The following is a 15,457-nucleotide window of genomic DNA, read 5'->3' on the forward strand; positions in this document are numbered from 1 at the left end:
GATGAGAAACGTAATTTCTTATAACGCTGATTGTTTGTTGCCAAATGCGAATTCAACCACTAAAAAGCACTTCATTGATCTCGCTCAATGTTTCTTTGCTGTTGGTTAAAATATCCGCGAACACCCCACTCTGACTGGGATTATTGGCACTTAACGCTTATCCTGGTGCAATTAAAAGCAGGAACCGCGCTCAGAAATTTAAGAATTTTTGCTCATTTGATGAGCATTTGTGCCGCAATGACTACGAGAGACCTTAAAAATGGGTCAGGCAGAGAAAAGCGCTGTTCCGATGAAGATAAAAAAATTGCGTTTTTACTTCTGTCGCCTTCATTAAGAAGAGGAACACGTCTTAATAAGATTTTTCTTTTTAACGTGAGTGCTATGTAACTCTTAAAGAGAAAAGGTGCGTCTTTCCAGCGGGTTAGCTTTCAGTGCAGGTCATCGACCTGCTAGCTGTTTACGGACGATTCGCAAGTCCGGAAGCAGGAAAGTGTGATGGATGCACGGAAAGGCGATATTTATCACTTTTTCATCAAATCGGACTGGACAAATCTCTCCGCAATTGCTGTACTAGACCCCGACACAGTTTAGTGTCCATTTTTCATGTAAAGGTAATATAGATGTCTAAGATCAAAGGTAACGTTAAGTGGTTTAATGAATCTAAAGGATTCGGTTTCATTACTCCTGAAGATGGCAGCAAAGATGTATTCGTACATTTCTCTGCAATCCAGAGCAACGGCTTCAAAACTCTGGCTGAAGGTCAGCGCGTAGAGTTTGAAATCACCGACGGCGCTAAAGGCCCATCTGCTGCTAACGTTATCAGTCTGTAAGTTAACAGTCAGAATTCTAAAAACCCGCCTGATGGCGGGTTTTTTTATGGCTGTAATTTGCGCTTCATCCCTTTCATCGTAACCTCCTGTATCGTCCCTGTGGCCGCACAAACTGCGCGGCGGTACACAATAAATTCCCGTAACATATTTATAACAACCTGACATGCAGCTTTTTAGTTTGCGACGCTATATAACTGAGCGACAGAACCCGGTGAGTGAGGAGGCAGGATGAACATACGTCAGGCAGAATTGAAAGACAGTTTTGCGTTGAGTGCCCTTTTGAGCGAGTTAGGCTACGGCGGCACCGAAAGCTTCATTGAACAGCGCCTGGCGCAGTTATGCAGCGATCCCAGTGAAGCGCTGCTGGTGGCGGAACATGGCAGCCAGGTGCTGGGTTTTCTTTCCCTGCATTTTATTCCTCAACTGGCCCTGGCTGGTGATTTTGCCCGCATCAGCTACTTCTGCATTGCAGAGGGTGAGCGCAGTAAAGGCGTCGGCCAGCAGCTGCTTCAGCACGCTGAAACGCTGGCAGCGCGTCGTGGCTGCGACCGTATGGAAGTCCATTGCCATCAGTCACGTCTCAAGGCGAATCAGTTCTACGCCCGCGAAGGTTATACTGAGTCCCCCCGTTATCTCATCAAAGATCTGCAAGCGGGTTAACTTCCCGTCCGGAGGCGATGACCAGTGCCCCGGCAATCATCTCCCGCTGTTCATCCCTGAGGCTGGCGATGCTGACGCGAATAAACTGCGTGGGGCCAAGCCGACAGCGCTCGCCTGGCACGACCGCAATCCCGCGGGCCGCCAGCGTAATCATGGCAAACTGCTCCGACGCTACCGGGATATAGAGGCTTAACCCGTCGCGAAGCGGCAAAGGCAGACCGCGCCGCGCCAGCGACGTCAGCATCGCTTCGCGTCGTTGCCGGTAAATTGCGCGCGCGGTGGCAATCTGCTGTTGCGTTGCCTCATCCTCCAGCAGCCACGCGACTGCGTCCTGCAGAATGCGGCTGGTCCAGCTGACGCCAAAATTTCGCCATGACTGAATCCGCTTCACCATCTCCGAGGTGGCAGAGAGCACGGCCAGCCGCAGATCCGGCCCGTAGGCTTTGGAAAATGAACGGATGTGTAGCGTTCTCTCAGGAAAACAGACGCCCAGGCTCCAGCTCGCCTCCGCGGAGAGATCGCCAATCCCATCATCCTCAACAATCAGTGTGCTGCTCATTTGCAGAACCTGCGCCAGTGCCTGACGTCGCGCCACACTGATGCTGTTCCCGGTAGCGGAGTGAGTACGGGGCTGATAGATCAGCATCACCGGTGCCTGCTCCAGCAGAACAGACAGGACCTCAGGCAGCGGACCCTCCTCATCACACGCCAGCGGCAGGATCTCTGCGCCGACGTTATCCAGCATATCGAGCAGCCGGGTTGCGGTTGGATCTTCAATAATCACCCGGTCACCCGGCGAGACGAGGGTCTGTACCAGCAGGTTCATCGCATCAAAACCGCCATCCGTTGCCAGAAACGCTTCTGCCGCATAGGGCCAGCGCGGCTTAATCGCCTGAAGCAGCGGCGCTGAAATCGCTTCACGGGTGTAGCTATTGAGTTGCGGTGAGCGCAGGGCCGCCTGCAGCGCTTGCTGCAGATCAGGCAGCAGGGCAGGGTCGGGCGAGGCCAGAGTCAGATCGGCGCGGATGTTTTCGCCGTAGTTACCGATCTTCTCAAAGCGAATCGGACGCGGCATCACCGTGTTGCCACTGACCCAGACGCCACTGCGTCCTTTGCCCGCCAGTACTTTCTGCTTTCTGAGTTGCGCCCAGGCAGCAGAAACGGTTGCCGGACTGATGCCCAACTGCTCCGCAATCTCCCGTACCGCAGGCATCTGCATGCCTGTCGCAATCTGTCCATCCCGAATCAGGGCGGAGGCGGCCTGGGCGATGCCTTTCACTGAAGGCGATGTTATCTGGCTGCAAAACCAGTTGAGGTCAACGCTCTCTGTCATAAGAAAATACTTTGTTCAGTAACAAAATAGTGATTGTTCAGATAAGTATTACGGCTCTAGTATCAAATTCAAGCACTATTTTAAGCCCCTTACCGACGGCGAAGCGTAAATGGAGAGATCATGGCAAAGCTACTCATCAGACTGGCGGTACGCGACTGGGACTACTTCACCCCACTGGCGCTGGGCGATATCAGACCGGAAGGCTTTGATCTGCAGATCGAGCGCGTCGGCACGCTGGTGAATGACCTGGCGACCAGCCCTGATTATGACGCGGGCGAAGTCTCCTTCAGCCGCTACGCCCAGAGCCGGGCCAGAGGCGACGAAACCTTACTCGGCCTGCCGCACTTTCTGATGCGCGGCTTCCGTCAGCGCTGCATCATCACCACCGCCAGCAGCTCCCTCACTACGCCTGCAGAGCTGAAAGGCAAAAGGATTGGCGTCACCGGCTGGCAGGATTCGGGTAATACCTGGACACGCACGGTGCTGCGTGAAGCAGGCGTCGAAATTGATGATGTCTTCTGGTATGCCGGTCGTCTTACGGCAGAGCATCCGATAGTCGATCGGCTGGCGGGATTTGGCCGGCCCGGCCGCATTGAGCCGGCTCCTGATGAGCGACCGCTGATTGAGATGCTGCAGGCAGGTGAGCTGGATGCCATCTTCACTCCCTTTATGCCGGAGGGCTTTTTCCTGCCTGATTCGGGTCTGCGGCAGCTGCAGACCGATTTTTATCGGGCGGAACGGGACTACTTTCACCGTGTCGGCTATGTGCCGGGCATTCATATTCTGGCCCTTAAACCGGCGCTGGCGGCGGAACATCCGTGGCTGCCTGCGGCGTTAAGTGAAGTGATCGATCGCTCTTATCAGCTGTGGATGCAGAAAAGAGAGAAATATGCCGACACCACGCCGTGGCTGCTGGACGATTTGCGACGCACTGCGCAGGAATTACCGGCGGACTGGAATCAGAATGGTTTTAGCGCTAACAGGAAGATGATTGCGGACTTTAGCCGCGAGCTTTATCAGCAGGGACTGACCCACCAATTACTGACGCCGGAAGCGATGTTTCCGGCCGCTGCGGGAGAAGAGAAATGATGAAAGTGGCACTGGGACAGTTTGCGGTAAGCCGCGAATGGCAGGACAACGCTCATATCTGTCTGGATTTAATGCAGCGGGCGTCAGACGGGGGGGCCGATCTGCTGGTCCTGCCGGAAGGTGTGCTGGCGCGTGATATTGCCGACCCTGATTTAGTGCTGAAGGCAGCACAGCCGCTGGATGGCCCTTTCCTGAGCCAGTTGCTGGCCGCCAGCAAGCACACTACGCTGACCACCATGATGAGCGTTCACGTTCCCACCGACCAGCAAAAAGCGCTCAACGTGCTGGTGGCTATCCGTAACGGTGAGATCATCGCCGCCTATGAAAAGCTGCATCTGTACGATGCCTTTGCGATGCAGGAGTCGCAGCGGGTCAATCCGGGCCACGTCATTCCGCCGCTGATTGACGTCGCGGGTATGAAAGTCGGATTAATGACCTGCTATGACGTACGTTTCCCGGAGCTGGCGCGTCGGCTGGTGCTGGATGGTGCAGACGTACTGGTGCTGCCTGCAGCCTGGGTTAAAGGTCCGCTGAAAGAGATGCACTGGGAGTTACTGACCCGCGCCCGTGCGCTGGAGAATACCTGCTATATGGTGGCGGTGGGCGAGTGTGGCCCACGCAATATCGGCAACAGTCTGGTGGTCGATCCGCTGGGCGTCGCGGTGGCGAATGCGGCGGAGTCACCCGCACTACTGTTTGCCGAACTCGACCCTGAGCGCCTCGCCTATGCCCGCCGGGTACTGCCAGTGCTGGAGAACCGACGCTTCGCCCGTCCCGAACTCAACTGATCCGCTGAACCAGGAATTCCTTATGACGAAGAGAGCAACCGCCTTAATCGTGGCGCTGGGGCTGACTGCCTCCCTGGCGCAGGCTGCCGACGCTATTCCGGTGCAAAAAGTTGACCAGGCGCTGCATGATCGGCTGCCGGATGAGATCAAAAAAGCGGGCAAAATGATTTCAGTGAACAACGGTTCATTTCCGCCCTATGAAATCGTTAATGGCCCGCACGCGATGGCGGGCGCCTCAGCGGAGCTAACCACCGCGCTGGCGCAACTGCTGGGTGTGAAGATCGAGCATGCGACGGTGAGCGGCCTGTCAGGCGTGCTGACCGGCATCAATGCGGGTCGCTATCAGCTGGCGATTGGCCCGATTGGTGATTACCCGGACCGCCAGCAGAAAGTGGACTTCGTCGATTTTGTGCAGGAGTTTGTGGTGTTCGGCGTGCAGAAAGGGAATCCGGCAAAAATTAATCAGCTGGATGACACCTGCGGCAAGCGTATTGCGGTTATGGCCGCCGGCTCTGCGGAACAGGTTATCCGTAAACAGTCAGCGCAGTGTGTGGCCGATGGAAAGCTGGCGGTGACGGTGCAGGCCTTTACCGATCAGCCTTCGTCTATTCTGGCGGTGCGCTCTAAACGTTCCGATGCCTTCTTCTCATCACAGGCTCCACTGACTTACTTTGTTAATCAGGCGAAGGGACAACTTGAACTGGCGGGCAAAGGGCACAAAAACGGTTTTGGCGATATCTTCCAGGGTACTGTGGTGCCAAAAGGCTCACCGCTGGGCCTGGTGGTGCTGGATGCCTACAAAGAGCTGTATCAGAACGGCACTTATGCAGCGATCATGAAAAAGTGGCAGCTTGAGGGCAACATGACCAAAGCGCCCGGGCTGAATCTGGCGAAAGAGGCCAGCAAATGAGCCCGTCTCGCCATCTGCACCGCGATGAGAGTGGCGAGGGGCAGCTGCGCGACGTGGCGTTCGCCCGCAGCGCGCCCACTTACGGCCGCTGGATCAGCTGGATTCTGGTGCTGGTAATCGGCTCGAATCTGCTGTGGCTGGTGGCGACCAATCCTAATTTTGAGTGGCAGGTGGTGCTGAAGTGGTTTACCGAAGAATCCGTACTGAAAGGGTTGCAGGTCACTCTGGGGCTGACGGTCGTGTCGATGATACTGGGCACGCTGCTGGGTCTGCTGCTGGGCGTCTGGCGGCTCTCTGAAAACCGGCTGCTGCGCGGCGTCGCCGGACTCTATATCTGGTTCTTCCGGGGTACGCCGCTACTGGTGCAGCTGATCTTCTGGTACAACCTTTCTACGCTGTTTCCCGCGCTGTCGCTGACGCTGCCGTGGAGCAGCGTCACGCTGGCCAGCTGGAACACCAACGATCTGATTACGCCGCTGACGGCAGCCATTGCCGGGCTGGCACTGAATGAAGCGGCCTATATGGCGGAAATTATTCGCGCCGGTCTGCTGTCGGTGGATAACGGTCAGGTGGAGACCACGCAAGCCTTTGGCATGAGCCGGTCGCGGGCGCTGCGACGCATCATTATTCCGCAGGCGATGCGGTCTATCATTCCGCCCACCGGCAACCAGTTGATCAGCATGATCAAGGCGACGTCGCTGGTCAGCGTGATCGCGATGGGCGATCTGCTCTACTCGGTACAGGCGATCTACAACCGCACCTTTGAGATCATCCCGATGCTGATGGTGGCAGTGATCTGGTATCTGCTGATCACCTCGATCCTCAATCTGGGCCAGTCCGCCATCGAGCGCTACTATGCACGTGGCACCCGCCGGGTGGCCAGCGCCCCCAGACGCGCCGCGACGGTAGCGGGCAGCGCGCAATCTCAGCGGGAGGAACAATGAGTCAGAGTGAACCCCTGGTCTGTGCCCGTAACGTGCAGAAGAATTATGGCGACAATCAGGTCCTGAAAGGAATCGATCTGGATGTCTGGCCCGGCGAAGTGGTGGTGATTCTCGGACCCTCCGGGTCCGGCAAATCCACGTTTCTGCGCTGCATCAATCATCTTGAAGAGATGAACGCCGGATCGATTCGGGTCGGCGAAGAGCAGATTGGCTATGTGCTGAAAGGGCATGTGCTGCATCGGCTTTCGCCACGCCAGATCGCCCGTCAGCGTCAGAAAATCGGCATGGTGTTTCAGCAGTTCAATCTCTATCCGCATATGACGGTGCTGCAGAACATCATTGAAGCGCCCATCGGCGTGCATAAATTTCCGCGTCAGGAGGCAATGGCACACGCCCGAGCGCTGCTGGCGACGGTGGGATTAAGTGATAAAGCGGACGCCTGGCCGCGCCACCTGTCGGGTGGACAGCAGCAGCGTGTGGCGATTGCGCGGGCGCTGGCAATCAAGCCGCAGCTGATGCTGTTTGATGAACCGACCTCTGCACTCGATCCGGAACTGGTGGGGGAAGTCCTGGCAACCATGCGTACCCTGGCCGATCAGGGTTTGACGATGATTGTGGTAACCCACGAAATCAGCTTTGCGCGGGAAGCCGCCGATCGCGTCGTCTTTATGGATGGCGGGGTGGTGGTGGAGCAGGGCACGCCAGAAGAGGTGATCGCGAATCCGCAGCATCCACGGACCCAGGCGTTTCTCAGTCGCTTCATCTGAGATCTTACTCTGTTACAGATTCCAGTTGTCGCCGCAGGCAAACTGCGCGTAAATAACAGTCACCGTGATTCGATAAAGTTGAAAGGTTAAATATGGAAGGTATCAGTATTGCCAAGCTGCTGATTATCGGTGCGCTTATCGTACTGCTTTTTGGTACCAATAAGTTGCGCTCTCTGGGCGGCGATCTGGGCTCCGCGATCAAGGGCTTCAAAAAAGCCATGAAAGACGAAGATACCAGTGCAACCCGAACAACGGCTGAAGACGTGCCGGCAGAACGCGTCGTTCATAAAGATTAATCGGTTATTTGCTGCAAATAACTGTTACTTTTTATTTCAGGCCATTTCAGGCACGTATAAAAAAACCAGGCTGTTTCCAGTCTGGTTTTTTGTTTTTCAGGCGTCTGATAGCAGAGGTGTACTTATTTCACTTCTTCGCCTTTAGCCTGCATATCCGCATGATAGGAAGAGCGGACAAACGGACCGCACGCGGCATGGGTAAAGCCCATCGCCATCGCTTCTGCTTTCATCTCATCGAACTCGGCCGGGCTGACGTAGCGCTGAACCGGCAGGTGGTGGCGGCTCGGCTGCAGATACTGTCCCAGCGTCAGCATGGTGACGCCGTGGCGACGCAGATCGCGCATCACCTCAACGATTTCGGCGTTGGTTTCACCCAGGCCCACCATCAGACCCGATTTGGTCGGGATATGCGGATGTGCTTCTTTGAAGCGCTCCAGCAGCTTCAGTGACCACTCGTAGTTCGCGCCCGGACGTACCTGACGGTAGACGCGCGGTACGTTTTCCAGGTTGTGGTTAAACACATCCGGAGGCGTCGCGGTGAGAATCTCCAGCGCGCGATCCATACGGCCACGGAAGTCCGGCACCAGTGTTTCAATTTTGATGGTGGGATTTTTTTCGCGAATCGCGCTGATGCAGTCGGCAAAGTGCTGCGCGCCGCCATCACGTAAATCATCACGGTCAACCGAGGTGATGACCACGTAGCGCAGGCCCATATCGGCAATCGTCTGCGCCAGTTTCGCGGGTTCATTAGCATCCGGTGCATTAGGACGGCCATGCGCCACATCGCAGAACGGACAACGACGGGTACAGATTGCGCCCAGGATCATAAAGGTGGCGGTGCCATGGTTAAAGCATTCGGCAAGGTTAGGGCAGGACGCCTCTTCACAGACCGAGTGCAGCCCGTTTTTGCGCATCGCAGCTTTGATACCCTGAATACGACTGGAGTCGGCTGGCAGCTTGATTTTCATCCATTCCGGCTTACGCAACATCTCCTGCCGTTCAACAGCCACGGTTTTCACCGGGATCAGCGCCATTTTGTCTGCGTCACGATATTTGACGCCGCGTTCCATCTGAATTGGTTTACTCATAAATCAGCAGGTTCCGGTCGGATTGCGATTTGAAAGCGTTCCCAATCAAACCGGGAAGGGGGCTTTCAACTTTATTTGAAAAAAGTGCAAAAATTATATCATCTCATCGTCTGGGAAGCAGCCACCGTCAGCGCTGAAAAGTTACATATTTGTAAATTCGCATTCTGCGTTAAGGCTTAACAGGAAGATCGCCTGCTATCCATTCAACATTTTCATAACCTGCCAGCCGCGCAAAGGCGCTGACCAGCGGAGCGCGTACCTGCTCTGTGGTCACCTCTGGCTGGAAATGTTTTAACTGGGTCATGCTCATGCCAGCGTAACCACAGGGATTAATGCGCAGGAAAGGCGACAGATCCATGGCCACATTCAGCGCCAGACCGTGAAACGAGTAGCCTTTGCGAATGCGTAATCCCAGCGAGCAGATTTTCTCTTCCCCGACATAGACGCCGGGTGCATCTGCGCGGGCGCGGGCGCTGACGCCGAATTCTGCCAGCGTAGCGATCACCGTCTCTTCAAGAAAAGTCACCAGCTGGCGCACGCCGAGCTTACGGCGTTTTATATCGATCAGGACATACATGACCTGTTGTCCCGGCCCGTGATAGGTGACCTGACCGCCACGATCGCTCTGCACCACCGGAATATCACCGGGCATCAGCAGATGTTCTGCTTTTCCCGCCTGACCCTGCGTAAAGACCGGAGGATGTTCGACCAGCCAGATTTCGTCACGACTCTGGTCATCGCGCTGGTCAGTATAGTGGTGCATGGCGTCAGAGACGGATTGCCAGTCGCACAGACCGGACTGGCGGACAAAGAGGGTTTCAACTGACAAAACGATAGCCCGCTAAAGGAAAAAACGCTGAGGATAACGTCGGCAAACCGTCAGGCTGTGGCGCCTTGCCGACCCGTAAATTACAGTACCATCCGCACAATTTCGATCTGGCCCAGCTCTTCGTACAGACGTTCGACCTGCTCGATGTGGGTGGCGTTGATAGTGATGTTTACGGAGTGATAGTTGCCTTTGCTGCTCGGCTTAACTTCAGGGCTATAGTCGCCGGGCGCATGACGTTGCACCACTTCAACCACTTGATCAACCAGCTCCGGTTGCGCCAGACCCATTACTTTATAGGTAAACGGGGTAGGAAATTCGAGCAGCTCATTCAGTTTGGTTTTCATATTTACTCCGGTGCATAAAAAACAGGCTCCCGCCTGAGCGGGAGCATCATAATATCTGGTAATGGGGACGAAGGGGCGATTTTTCAATCACCCTTTACGCTTAACCGAACCAGTGATGGAACATCAGTTTGATGTAATCCACGATACGGCCAAAGAAACCACCCTCAGAGATCTCGTTCAGCACCACCAGCGGACGCTGTTCGATCGTCTTGCCATCCAGCTGGAAGTTGATGCTGCCGACAACCTGGTTTTTCTTCAGTGGGGCGTGCAGTTCTGTGTTGGTCAGCACATAGCTGGCTTTAAGATCTTTCATACGGCCACGCGGAATGGTCAGGTAAGCATCTTTTTCCACGCCCAGTTGTACACGGTCATTATCACCAAACCAGACCGGCTCAGAGGCGAACTCTTTACCCGCTTTCAGTGGCGCAACGGTTTCAAAGAAACGGAAGCCCCAGGTGAGCAGTTTCTTGCTCTCAGTTTCACGACCTTTGAAGGTATGACCGCCCATGACCGCAGAGATCAGGCGCATCTGGCCTTCGGTCGCTGACGCCACCAGGTTGTAACCGGCTGAGTTAGTATGACCGGTTTTGATCCCATCCACGTTCAGGTTGGTGTCCCACAGCAGACCGTTGCGGTTCATCTGGCGGATATTGTTGAACGTGAACTCTTTCTCTTTATAAACAGCATACTCTTCCGGCACGTCGCGGATCAGCGCCTGGCCAATCAGCGCCATGTCGCGCGCGGAGCTGTACTGACCTTCAGCGTCCAGACCATGGACGGTCCCGAAGTGAGTATTCTGCAGGCCAATCGCTTTAACGTAGTTGTTCATCAGATTAACGAAAGCATCCTGGCTGCCGGCGACATAGTCAGCCATCGCAACACAGGCGTCGTTACCGGACTGCAGCACAATTCCACGGGTCAGCTGAGAAACCGGTACGCGGTCGCCTGGCTTCAGGAACATCAGCGAGGAGCCTTTGAAGACCGGGTTACCGGTCGCCCAGGCATCCGGACCGACGGTGACCATATCGTCCTGATGAATTTTGCCCGCTTTCACGGCCTGTCCAATGACATAGCTGGTCATCATCTTGGTCAGACTGGCAGGATCGCGGCGTGCATCGGCGTTTTTCTCTGCCAGCACTTTGCCCGAGTTGTAGTCGATAAGGACATACGCTTCGGCATCAATGTCCGGCACGCCCGGAATCATGGTCTTGAGATTGACGTCATCAGCAATAGCAGCATGGCTGAGAGAGAAAGCGATCAGTGATCCCACTGTCAGGCGTTTCAGCAAACGAGATGATTTCAGCGTGTTCATGTGTAGGACTACAACATCCGTGAGTTTGAGGTTAAAAATGTCACTCATCATACCCAATGCCAGTGAGTCTGGCACCGGGCGTGATGATTGGGTTGTTAGCAGACGTAACGTGTCGCTGTCTGATAAACCGATCAGCGACGCGTGTTAGTAATAAATGAGGCGGTCTGGCCTTCACTGCTCAGGCGCTGTTGTAGCGCAGCCGCTTCGGCGCGTGAGCTGTAGCCGCCGAGCTGAACGCGATAAACGTTGTTGCCCGCGTCTTCGACCTTGCCGGGCACACCGTAACGCTGGCTCAGGCTTTTCATCATCTGCTGAGCACGCGCCGGGTCATTTAGTGCACCGACCTGTACGACATATCCGGCTGCGGCACCACTGCTGGCTGCCGGCGCGGAACTGGCGACTGCAGGAGCAGCACTGCTGGCGGCTGGTGCGGAACTGGCAGGCGCGGCGGCGGGTGGTTCACTGCCTTCCAGCACGCCGTTCGCTAATGGCTGAGGTGCGCCAAGAAAGCCGCTGCTCTGTACCGGCGCGCCCATGTTGTCACCGCCCTGCAGCGTGCTGTTGCTGATGGCTTCCACGTTTTGAGCAGGCGGTTCAGCGTTTGCGGCGTTGCCGCCATTCATCACCGCACCACCACTCAGGTCCGGGCGGGCAGGCAGCGAGTAGCTCTGTTTGGCGACCACAGTACCAATGGTGCCCGGGCCTGAGAGCGTACCGTCGGGAGCCACCTTGATATAGTCGACCCGCACCCGAGAATTATTGGAGATGTTCAGACGGTCACCGGCTGCCCGCGACAGGTCGATGATGCGTCCTGGCGTGTAGGGGCCGCGATCGTTAACGCGCACCACAATCTGACGGCCGTTCGCGATATTGGTCACGCGCACATAGCTCGGCAGCGGCAGAGTAGGGTGGGCGGCCGTCAGCGCATCGGGATCGTAGGCTTCGCCGGTAGCGGTGCGGTTGCCCTGTGCCTCTTCGCCGTACCAGGTGGCCAGGCCGACCTCGCTGTAGTTCGATGGATCTTTGATGATGCGATAATTTTTGCCATTAACGCTGTAATCCTGGCTGGTGCCCGGATTAACTGGCTCATAACGAGGCTCAACGCCTGGAATCTCTACGACCGGTCCATTGTAAGCCGGTTGCGGCGGCGCCGTATTTTGGGGTTCGGGCGTGGTACAGGCCGCCAGAACCAGTGATGCCAGTGCAACGCCAAGCCATTCCTTACGCATCTGCAGCCTCTTAGACACTTTTAGATAACATTTTTCGGTGAGTGTGGATCGACATCACAATGCCGAATCCCGCCATAAGCACGATAAGCGCGGAGCCGCCGTAACTGACGAGCGGCAGCGGCACGCCAACTACCGGTAAGATACCACTAACCATGCCAATGTTAACGAAAACATAAACGAATAAAATCAGCATTAAACCGCCCGCCATGACCCGGCCAAACGTGGTCTGCGCGCGGGCTGCGACAACCAGTCCCCGCATGATCAGCAGCAGATAAAGGGTCAGCAGCAGCAGTACGCCAACCAGACCCAGCTCTTCGGCCAGAACCGCGAAGATAAAGTCGGTATGACGCTCCGGCAAAAATTCCAGCTGAGACTGGGTGCCCTGCAGCCAGCCTTTGCCGCGCAGTCCGCCTGAACCGATGGCGATTTTCGACTGGATGATGTGATAACCGGCACCCAGCGGATCTGTTTCCGGGTCGAGCAGCATCATAACGCGGTCACGCTGATAGTCGTGCATCAGGAAGAACCACAGAATCGGGATAAAAGCCGCGACCAGCAGAACGGCAACGCCAATCAGTTTCCAGCTCATTCCCGAAAGGAACAGGACAAACAAACCGGAAGCGGCAACCAGAATCGAGGTGCCGAGATCGGGCTGCGCGGCGACCAGCAGGGTCGGCACGAAAATCAGCAGCAGCGCAATGCCGGTGTTTTTCAGGGTTGGCGGACAGACATCGCGGTTAATAAAGCGCGCCACCATCAGCGGCACCGCGATTTTGGCAATCTCCGAGGGCTGAAAGCGAACAAAGCCGAGATCGAGCCAGCGCTGCGCCCCTTTACTGATCTGCCCGAAGGCATCGACCGCCACCAGCAGAATGACGCAGACAATATAGAGATAGGGTGCCCAGCCCTCATAAACGCGCGGCGGCACCTGCGCCAGCACAATCATAATCACCAGTCCCATCGCGATCTGACCGAGTTTACGCTCCATCATGCCGGGATCCTGACCACTGGCACTCCAGATCACCACGGCGCTGTAGGTCAGCAGGCCGAGAATGATCAGCATAAACAGCGGATCGATGTGGATGCGCATCCAGATCGATCGTTTCTGCGGACTATCTTGCATCGACATGTTTATTCACCTTCATAACCGGGCGGCACAGGGGCGGCGTCCGGCAGGACAGTATTGTTATCACCCAACATAATGTGATCCAGAATCTGGCGCATGACGGTGCCGACAGCCGGACCGGCGCCACCGTTTTCCAGGATAATGGTCACTGCGACCCGAGGCTTGTCATAAGGGGCAAACGCGGTCATTAATTTATGGTCGCGTAATCGTTCAGCAATTCTGTGGGCATTATAGGTTTCGTTCTCTTTCAGGCCAAAGACCTGCGCCGTACCGGACTTGGCGGCAATTTTATAAGGCGCATCAGCAAAGCTTTTGTGTGCAGTACCGTTGGGGCGATTCGCCACGCCGTACATGCCATCTTTAGCGATTTCCCAGTAACCGGAATGAATATCACCGATCGGGGCTTCTGGCGGCTGGCGATAGGGCACAAGGGTCCGGCCTTCGCGGGTGGCGCGCAGCATATGCGGCACCTTGACGACGCCGTCGTTGATCAGAATCATCATCGCTTTGTTCATCTGCAATGGGGTAGCCGTCCAGTAACCCTGGCCGATCCCCACCGGAATGGTGTCACCCTGATACCACGGTTTTTTAAAGCGTTTCATTTTCCAGTCGCGGGTTGGCATGTTACCGGCGCTCTCCTGCGGTAAGTCGATGCCGGTCCGGCTGCCGTATCCGAATTTATTCATCCACTCTGACAGTCGGTCGATACCCATGTCATAGGCGACCTGATAGAAGAAGGTATCGGCAGACTCCTCCAGCGCTTTGGTGACGTTAAGACGACCATGCCCCCACTTTTTCCAGTCGCGGAAGCGCTTTTCTGAACCAGGAAGCTGCCACCAGCCCGGATCGAACAGGCTGGTGTTGCGGTTAATCACGCCCGCACTCATGGCAGAGACCGCCACATAAGGTTTCACTGTTGAAGCCGGCGGGTAAGCTGCCTGAATCGCACGGTTATAGAGTGGGCGATTTTCATCTTCCAGCAGGCCGCGATAATCCTTACTGGAAATACCGTCGACAAACAGGTTGGCATCGTAACTGGGTGTGGAGACCATGGCGAGAATTTCGCCGGTGCGCGGATCGCTGACGACAACAGCAGCGCGACTGCCCGCCAGCAGGGTCTCGACATACTGCTGCAGTTTGAGATCGATAGTCAGATAGATATCACGGCCAGCCTGAGGTGACTCCTCGTGCAGCTGGCGAATAACCCGGCCCCGGTTGTTAACCTCAACCTCTTCAAAGCCGGTTTTGCCGTGCAGCAGACTCTCGTAATACGCTTCAATGCCCAGCTTGCCGATGTCGTGCGTGGCAGCGTAGTTCGGCCATATGCCTTCTTTGTCGAGGCGTGCAACGTCACGATCGTTGATTTTTGAGACGTAGCCGACTACATGCGTCAGCGTGGCACCGTAGGGGTAGTAGCGGCGCTGATAACCTTTAACTTCCACGCCGGGAAAGCGGTACTGATTGACCGCAAAGCGTGCCACCTGAACTTCATTCAGACCGGTTTTAACCGGAATGGAGGTAAAGCGACGCGACCGTTTGCGCTCTTTCTGGAAGTTTTCAAGGTCTTCGTCCGTCAGCTCAAGAACCGGGCGTAAGTTTTCCAGCGTCTGCTGCAGGTTATCAACTTTCTCCGGCACCAGTTCTGCCTGATAGATGGTGCGGTTCAGTGCCAGCGGCGTACCGGTGCGATCGTAGATAATGCCGCGGCTGGGGGCGACAGGCACCAGTTTAATGCGGTTCTGGTTGGAGCGGGTGCTGTAATCATCAAAGCGAAGGATCTGCAGATGGTAAAGGTTAACTACCAGTACTGAAGAGAGCAGTAAGATACCGACGAAGGCGATGAACGCCCGACGGACAAAGAGTTTCTGTTCGGCGCTGTAATCGCGAAAGGCGTTGCTTTGTAATTTCATCC

16 protein-coding genes are annotated in these 15,457 nt (G+C 55.7%); 8 read left to right on the forward strand and 8 right to left on the reverse strand.

All coding sequences use genetic code 11. The features are described from left to right. Positions 1–620 precede the first annotated feature (620 nt). Both cspE and BY447_RS15725 read left to right on the forward strand, forming a co-directional pair. The gene (gene cspE, locus BY447_RS15720; RefSeq protein WP_006118399.1) at positions 621–830 is read left to right on the forward strand and encodes a transcription antiterminator/RNA stability regulator CspE; all 210 of its coding nucleotides are present in this window, start codon (positions 621–623) and stop codon (positions 828–830) included. 228 nt (positions 831–1,058) lie between these two features. Then, positions 1,059–1,490 carry a GNAT family N-acetyltransferase gene (locus BY447_RS15725; protein ID WP_033782287.1) on the forward strand — a complete coding sequence of 144 codons (432 nt, stop codon included), beginning with the start codon at positions 1,059–1,061 and terminating at the stop codon, positions 1,488–1,490. Here BY447_RS15725 and BY447_RS15730 read toward each other — a convergent pair. After that, positions 1,468–2,823 (reverse strand): PLP-dependent aminotransferase family protein, encoded by a 1,356-nt coding sequence (locus BY447_RS15730; protein WP_110331498.1) that lies wholly within the window; start codon positions 2,821–2,823, stop codon positions 1,468–1,470. The two genes, BY447_RS15725 and BY447_RS15730, sit on opposite strands and share 23 nt — an antisense overlap. A 120-nt stretch (positions 2,824–2,943) precedes the next feature. On the opposite strand from BY447_RS15730, the gene BY447_RS15735 reads away from it, so the two are divergent. From BY447_RS15735 to tatE, 6 genes are all read left to right on the forward strand, one after another. Beyond that, positions 2,944–3,912: an ABC transporter substrate-binding protein gene (locus BY447_RS15735; protein WP_110331499.1), complete on the forward strand. Its 969-nt coding sequence runs from the start codon at positions 2,944–2,946 to the stop codon at positions 3,910–3,912. After that, a complete protein-coding gene (locus tag BY447_RS15740) occupies positions 3,912–4,700 on the forward strand; it encodes a deaminated glutathione amidase (RefSeq protein WP_110331500.1) in 789 nt (262 codons plus the stop codon). The genes BY447_RS15735 and BY447_RS15740 overlap by 1 nt, the downstream gene beginning before the upstream one ends. A gap of 22 nt (positions 4,701–4,722) precedes the next feature. Further along, positions 4,723–5,610 carry an ABC transporter substrate-binding protein gene (locus tag BY447_RS15745; RefSeq protein WP_110331501.1) on the forward strand — a complete coding sequence of 296 codons (888 nt, stop codon included), beginning with the start codon at positions 4,723–4,725 and terminating at the stop codon, positions 5,608–5,610. Continuing rightward, a complete protein-coding gene (locus BY447_RS15750) occupies positions 5,607–6,554 on the forward strand; it encodes an amino acid ABC transporter permease (protein ID WP_110331502.1) in 948 nt (315 codons plus the stop codon). The genes BY447_RS15745 and BY447_RS15750 overlap by 4 nt, the downstream gene beginning before the upstream one ends. Further along, positions 6,551–7,321 carry an amino acid ABC transporter ATP-binding protein gene (locus tag BY447_RS15755; RefSeq protein WP_061061894.1) on the forward strand — a complete coding sequence of 257 codons (771 nt, stop codon included), beginning with the start codon at positions 6,551–6,553 and terminating at the stop codon, positions 7,319–7,321. The genes BY447_RS15750 and BY447_RS15755 overlap by 4 nt, the downstream gene beginning before the upstream one ends. 92 nt (positions 7,322–7,413) lie before the next feature. Beyond that, a complete protein-coding gene (gene tatE / locus BY447_RS15760; protein ID WP_003854033.1) occupies positions 7,414–7,617 on the forward strand; it encodes a twin-arginine translocase subunit TatE in 204 nt (67 codons plus the stop codon). Between the two features lie 122 nt (positions 7,618–7,739). On the opposite strand, the gene lipA is transcribed toward tatE, so the two are convergent. The 7 genes from lipA to mrdA form a co-directional block, all read right to left on the reverse strand. Next, complete coding sequence (lipA, locus tag BY447_RS15765) at positions 7,740–8,705, reverse strand: lipoyl synthase (RefSeq protein WP_013357091.1); 966 nt, start codon at positions 8,703–8,705, stop codon at positions 7,740–7,742. 169 nt (positions 8,706–8,874) lie between these two features. After that, on the reverse strand, positions 8,875–9,534 hold the full coding sequence (lipB, locus tag BY447_RS15770) for a lipoyl(octanoyl) transferase LipB (protein ID WP_110331503.1): 660 nt from the start codon (positions 9,532–9,534) through the stop codon (positions 8,875–8,877). 80 nt (positions 9,535–9,614) lie between these two features. Further along, positions 9,615–9,878, reverse strand: coding sequence for a DUF493 family protein YbeD (gene ybeD / locus BY447_RS15775; protein WP_013357093.1), 264 nt, complete (start codon positions 9,876–9,878; stop codon positions 9,615–9,617). A gap of 100 nt (positions 9,879–9,978) precedes the next feature. Then, entirely contained in the window at positions 9,979–11,190 is a 1,212-nt protein-coding gene (gene dacA / locus BY447_RS15780; RefSeq protein WP_033732040.1) for a D-alanyl-D-alanine carboxypeptidase DacA, read from the reverse strand. A 131-nt stretch (positions 11,191–11,321) separates the two neighbouring features. Further along, positions 11,322–12,419, reverse strand: coding sequence for an endolytic peptidoglycan transglycosylase RlpA (rlpA, locus tag BY447_RS15785; protein ID WP_110331504.1), 1,098 nt, complete (start codon positions 12,417–12,419; stop codon positions 11,322–11,324). Between the two features lie 10 nt (positions 12,420–12,429). After that, positions 12,430–13,542, reverse strand: coding sequence for a peptidoglycan glycosyltransferase MrdB (gene mrdB / locus BY447_RS15790; protein WP_033784531.1), 1,113 nt, complete (start codon positions 13,540–13,542; stop codon positions 12,430–12,432). A gap of 8 nt (positions 13,543–13,550) precedes the next feature. Beyond that, positions 13,551–15,455 (reverse strand): peptidoglycan DD-transpeptidase MrdA, encoded by a 1,905-nt coding sequence (mrdA, locus tag BY447_RS15795; RefSeq protein WP_013357097.1) that lies wholly within the window; start codon positions 15,453–15,455, stop codon positions 13,551–13,553. Positions 15,456–15,457: the final 2 nt, after the last annotated feature.

The sequence above is a fragment of the Pantoea sp. JKS000250 genome (assembly GCF_003201065.1).
GTDB classification, from domain to species: domain Bacteria; phylum Pseudomonadota; class Gammaproteobacteria; order Enterobacterales; family Enterobacteriaceae; genus Pantoea; species Pantoea vagans.

What these genes read in the sequence shown, in the direction of transcription:
- rlpA (WP_110331504.1), bottom strand. Translation starts at nt 12,419, where the DNA reads ATGCGTAAGGAATGGCTTGGCGTTGCACTGGCATCACTGGTTCTGGCG.
- BY447_RS15745 (WP_110331501.1), top strand. Translation starts at nt 4,723, where the DNA reads ATGACGAAGAGAGCAACCGCCTTAATCGTGGCGCTGGGGCTGACTGCC.
- BY447_RS15725 (WP_033782287.1), top strand. Translation starts at nt 1,059, where the DNA reads ATGAACATACGTCAGGCAGAATTGAAAGACAGTTTTGCGTTGAGTGCC.
- BY447_RS15750 (WP_110331502.1), top strand. Translation starts at nt 5,607, where the DNA reads ATGAGCCCGTCTCGCCATCTGCACCGCGATGAGAGTGGCGAGGGGCAG.
- BY447_RS15755 (WP_061061894.1), top strand. Translation starts at nt 6,551, where the DNA reads ATGAGTCAGAGTGAACCCCTGGTCTGTGCCCGTAACGTGCAGAAGAAT.
- BY447_RS15735 (WP_110331499.1), top strand. Translation starts at nt 2,944, where the DNA reads ATGGCAAAGCTACTCATCAGACTGGCGGTACGCGACTGGGACTACTTC.
- dacA (WP_033732040.1), bottom strand. Translation starts at nt 11,190, where the DNA reads ATGAACACGCTGAAATCATCTCGTTTGCTGAAACGCCTGACAGTGGGA.
- lipA (WP_013357091.1), bottom strand. Translation starts at nt 8,705, where the DNA reads ATGAGTAAACCAATTCAGATGGAACGCGGCGTCAAATATCGTGACGCA.
- mrdA (WP_013357097.1), bottom strand. Translation starts at nt 15,455, where the DNA reads ATGAAATTACAAAGCAACGCCTTTCGCGATTACAGCGCCGAACAGAAA.
- tatE (WP_003854033.1), top strand. Translation starts at nt 7,414, where the DNA reads ATGGAAGGTATCAGTATTGCCAAGCTGCTGATTATCGGTGCGCTTATC.
- cspE (WP_006118399.1), top strand. Translation starts at nt 621, where the DNA reads ATGTCTAAGATCAAAGGTAACGTTAAGTGGTTTAATGAATCTAAAGGA.
- BY447_RS15740 (WP_110331500.1), top strand. Translation starts at nt 3,912, where the DNA reads ATGAAAGTGGCACTGGGACAGTTTGCGGTAAGCCGCGAATGGCAGGAC.
- mrdB (WP_033784531.1), bottom strand. Translation starts at nt 13,542, where the DNA reads ATGCAAGATAGTCCGCAGAAACGATCGATCTGGATGCGCATCCACATC.
- ybeD (WP_013357093.1), bottom strand. Translation starts at nt 9,878, where the DNA reads ATGAAAACCAAACTGAATGAGCTGCTCGAATTTCCTACCCCGTTTACC.
- BY447_RS15730 (WP_110331498.1), bottom strand. Translation starts at nt 2,823, where the DNA reads ATGACAGAGAGCGTTGACCTCAACTGGTTTTGCAGCCAGATAACATCG.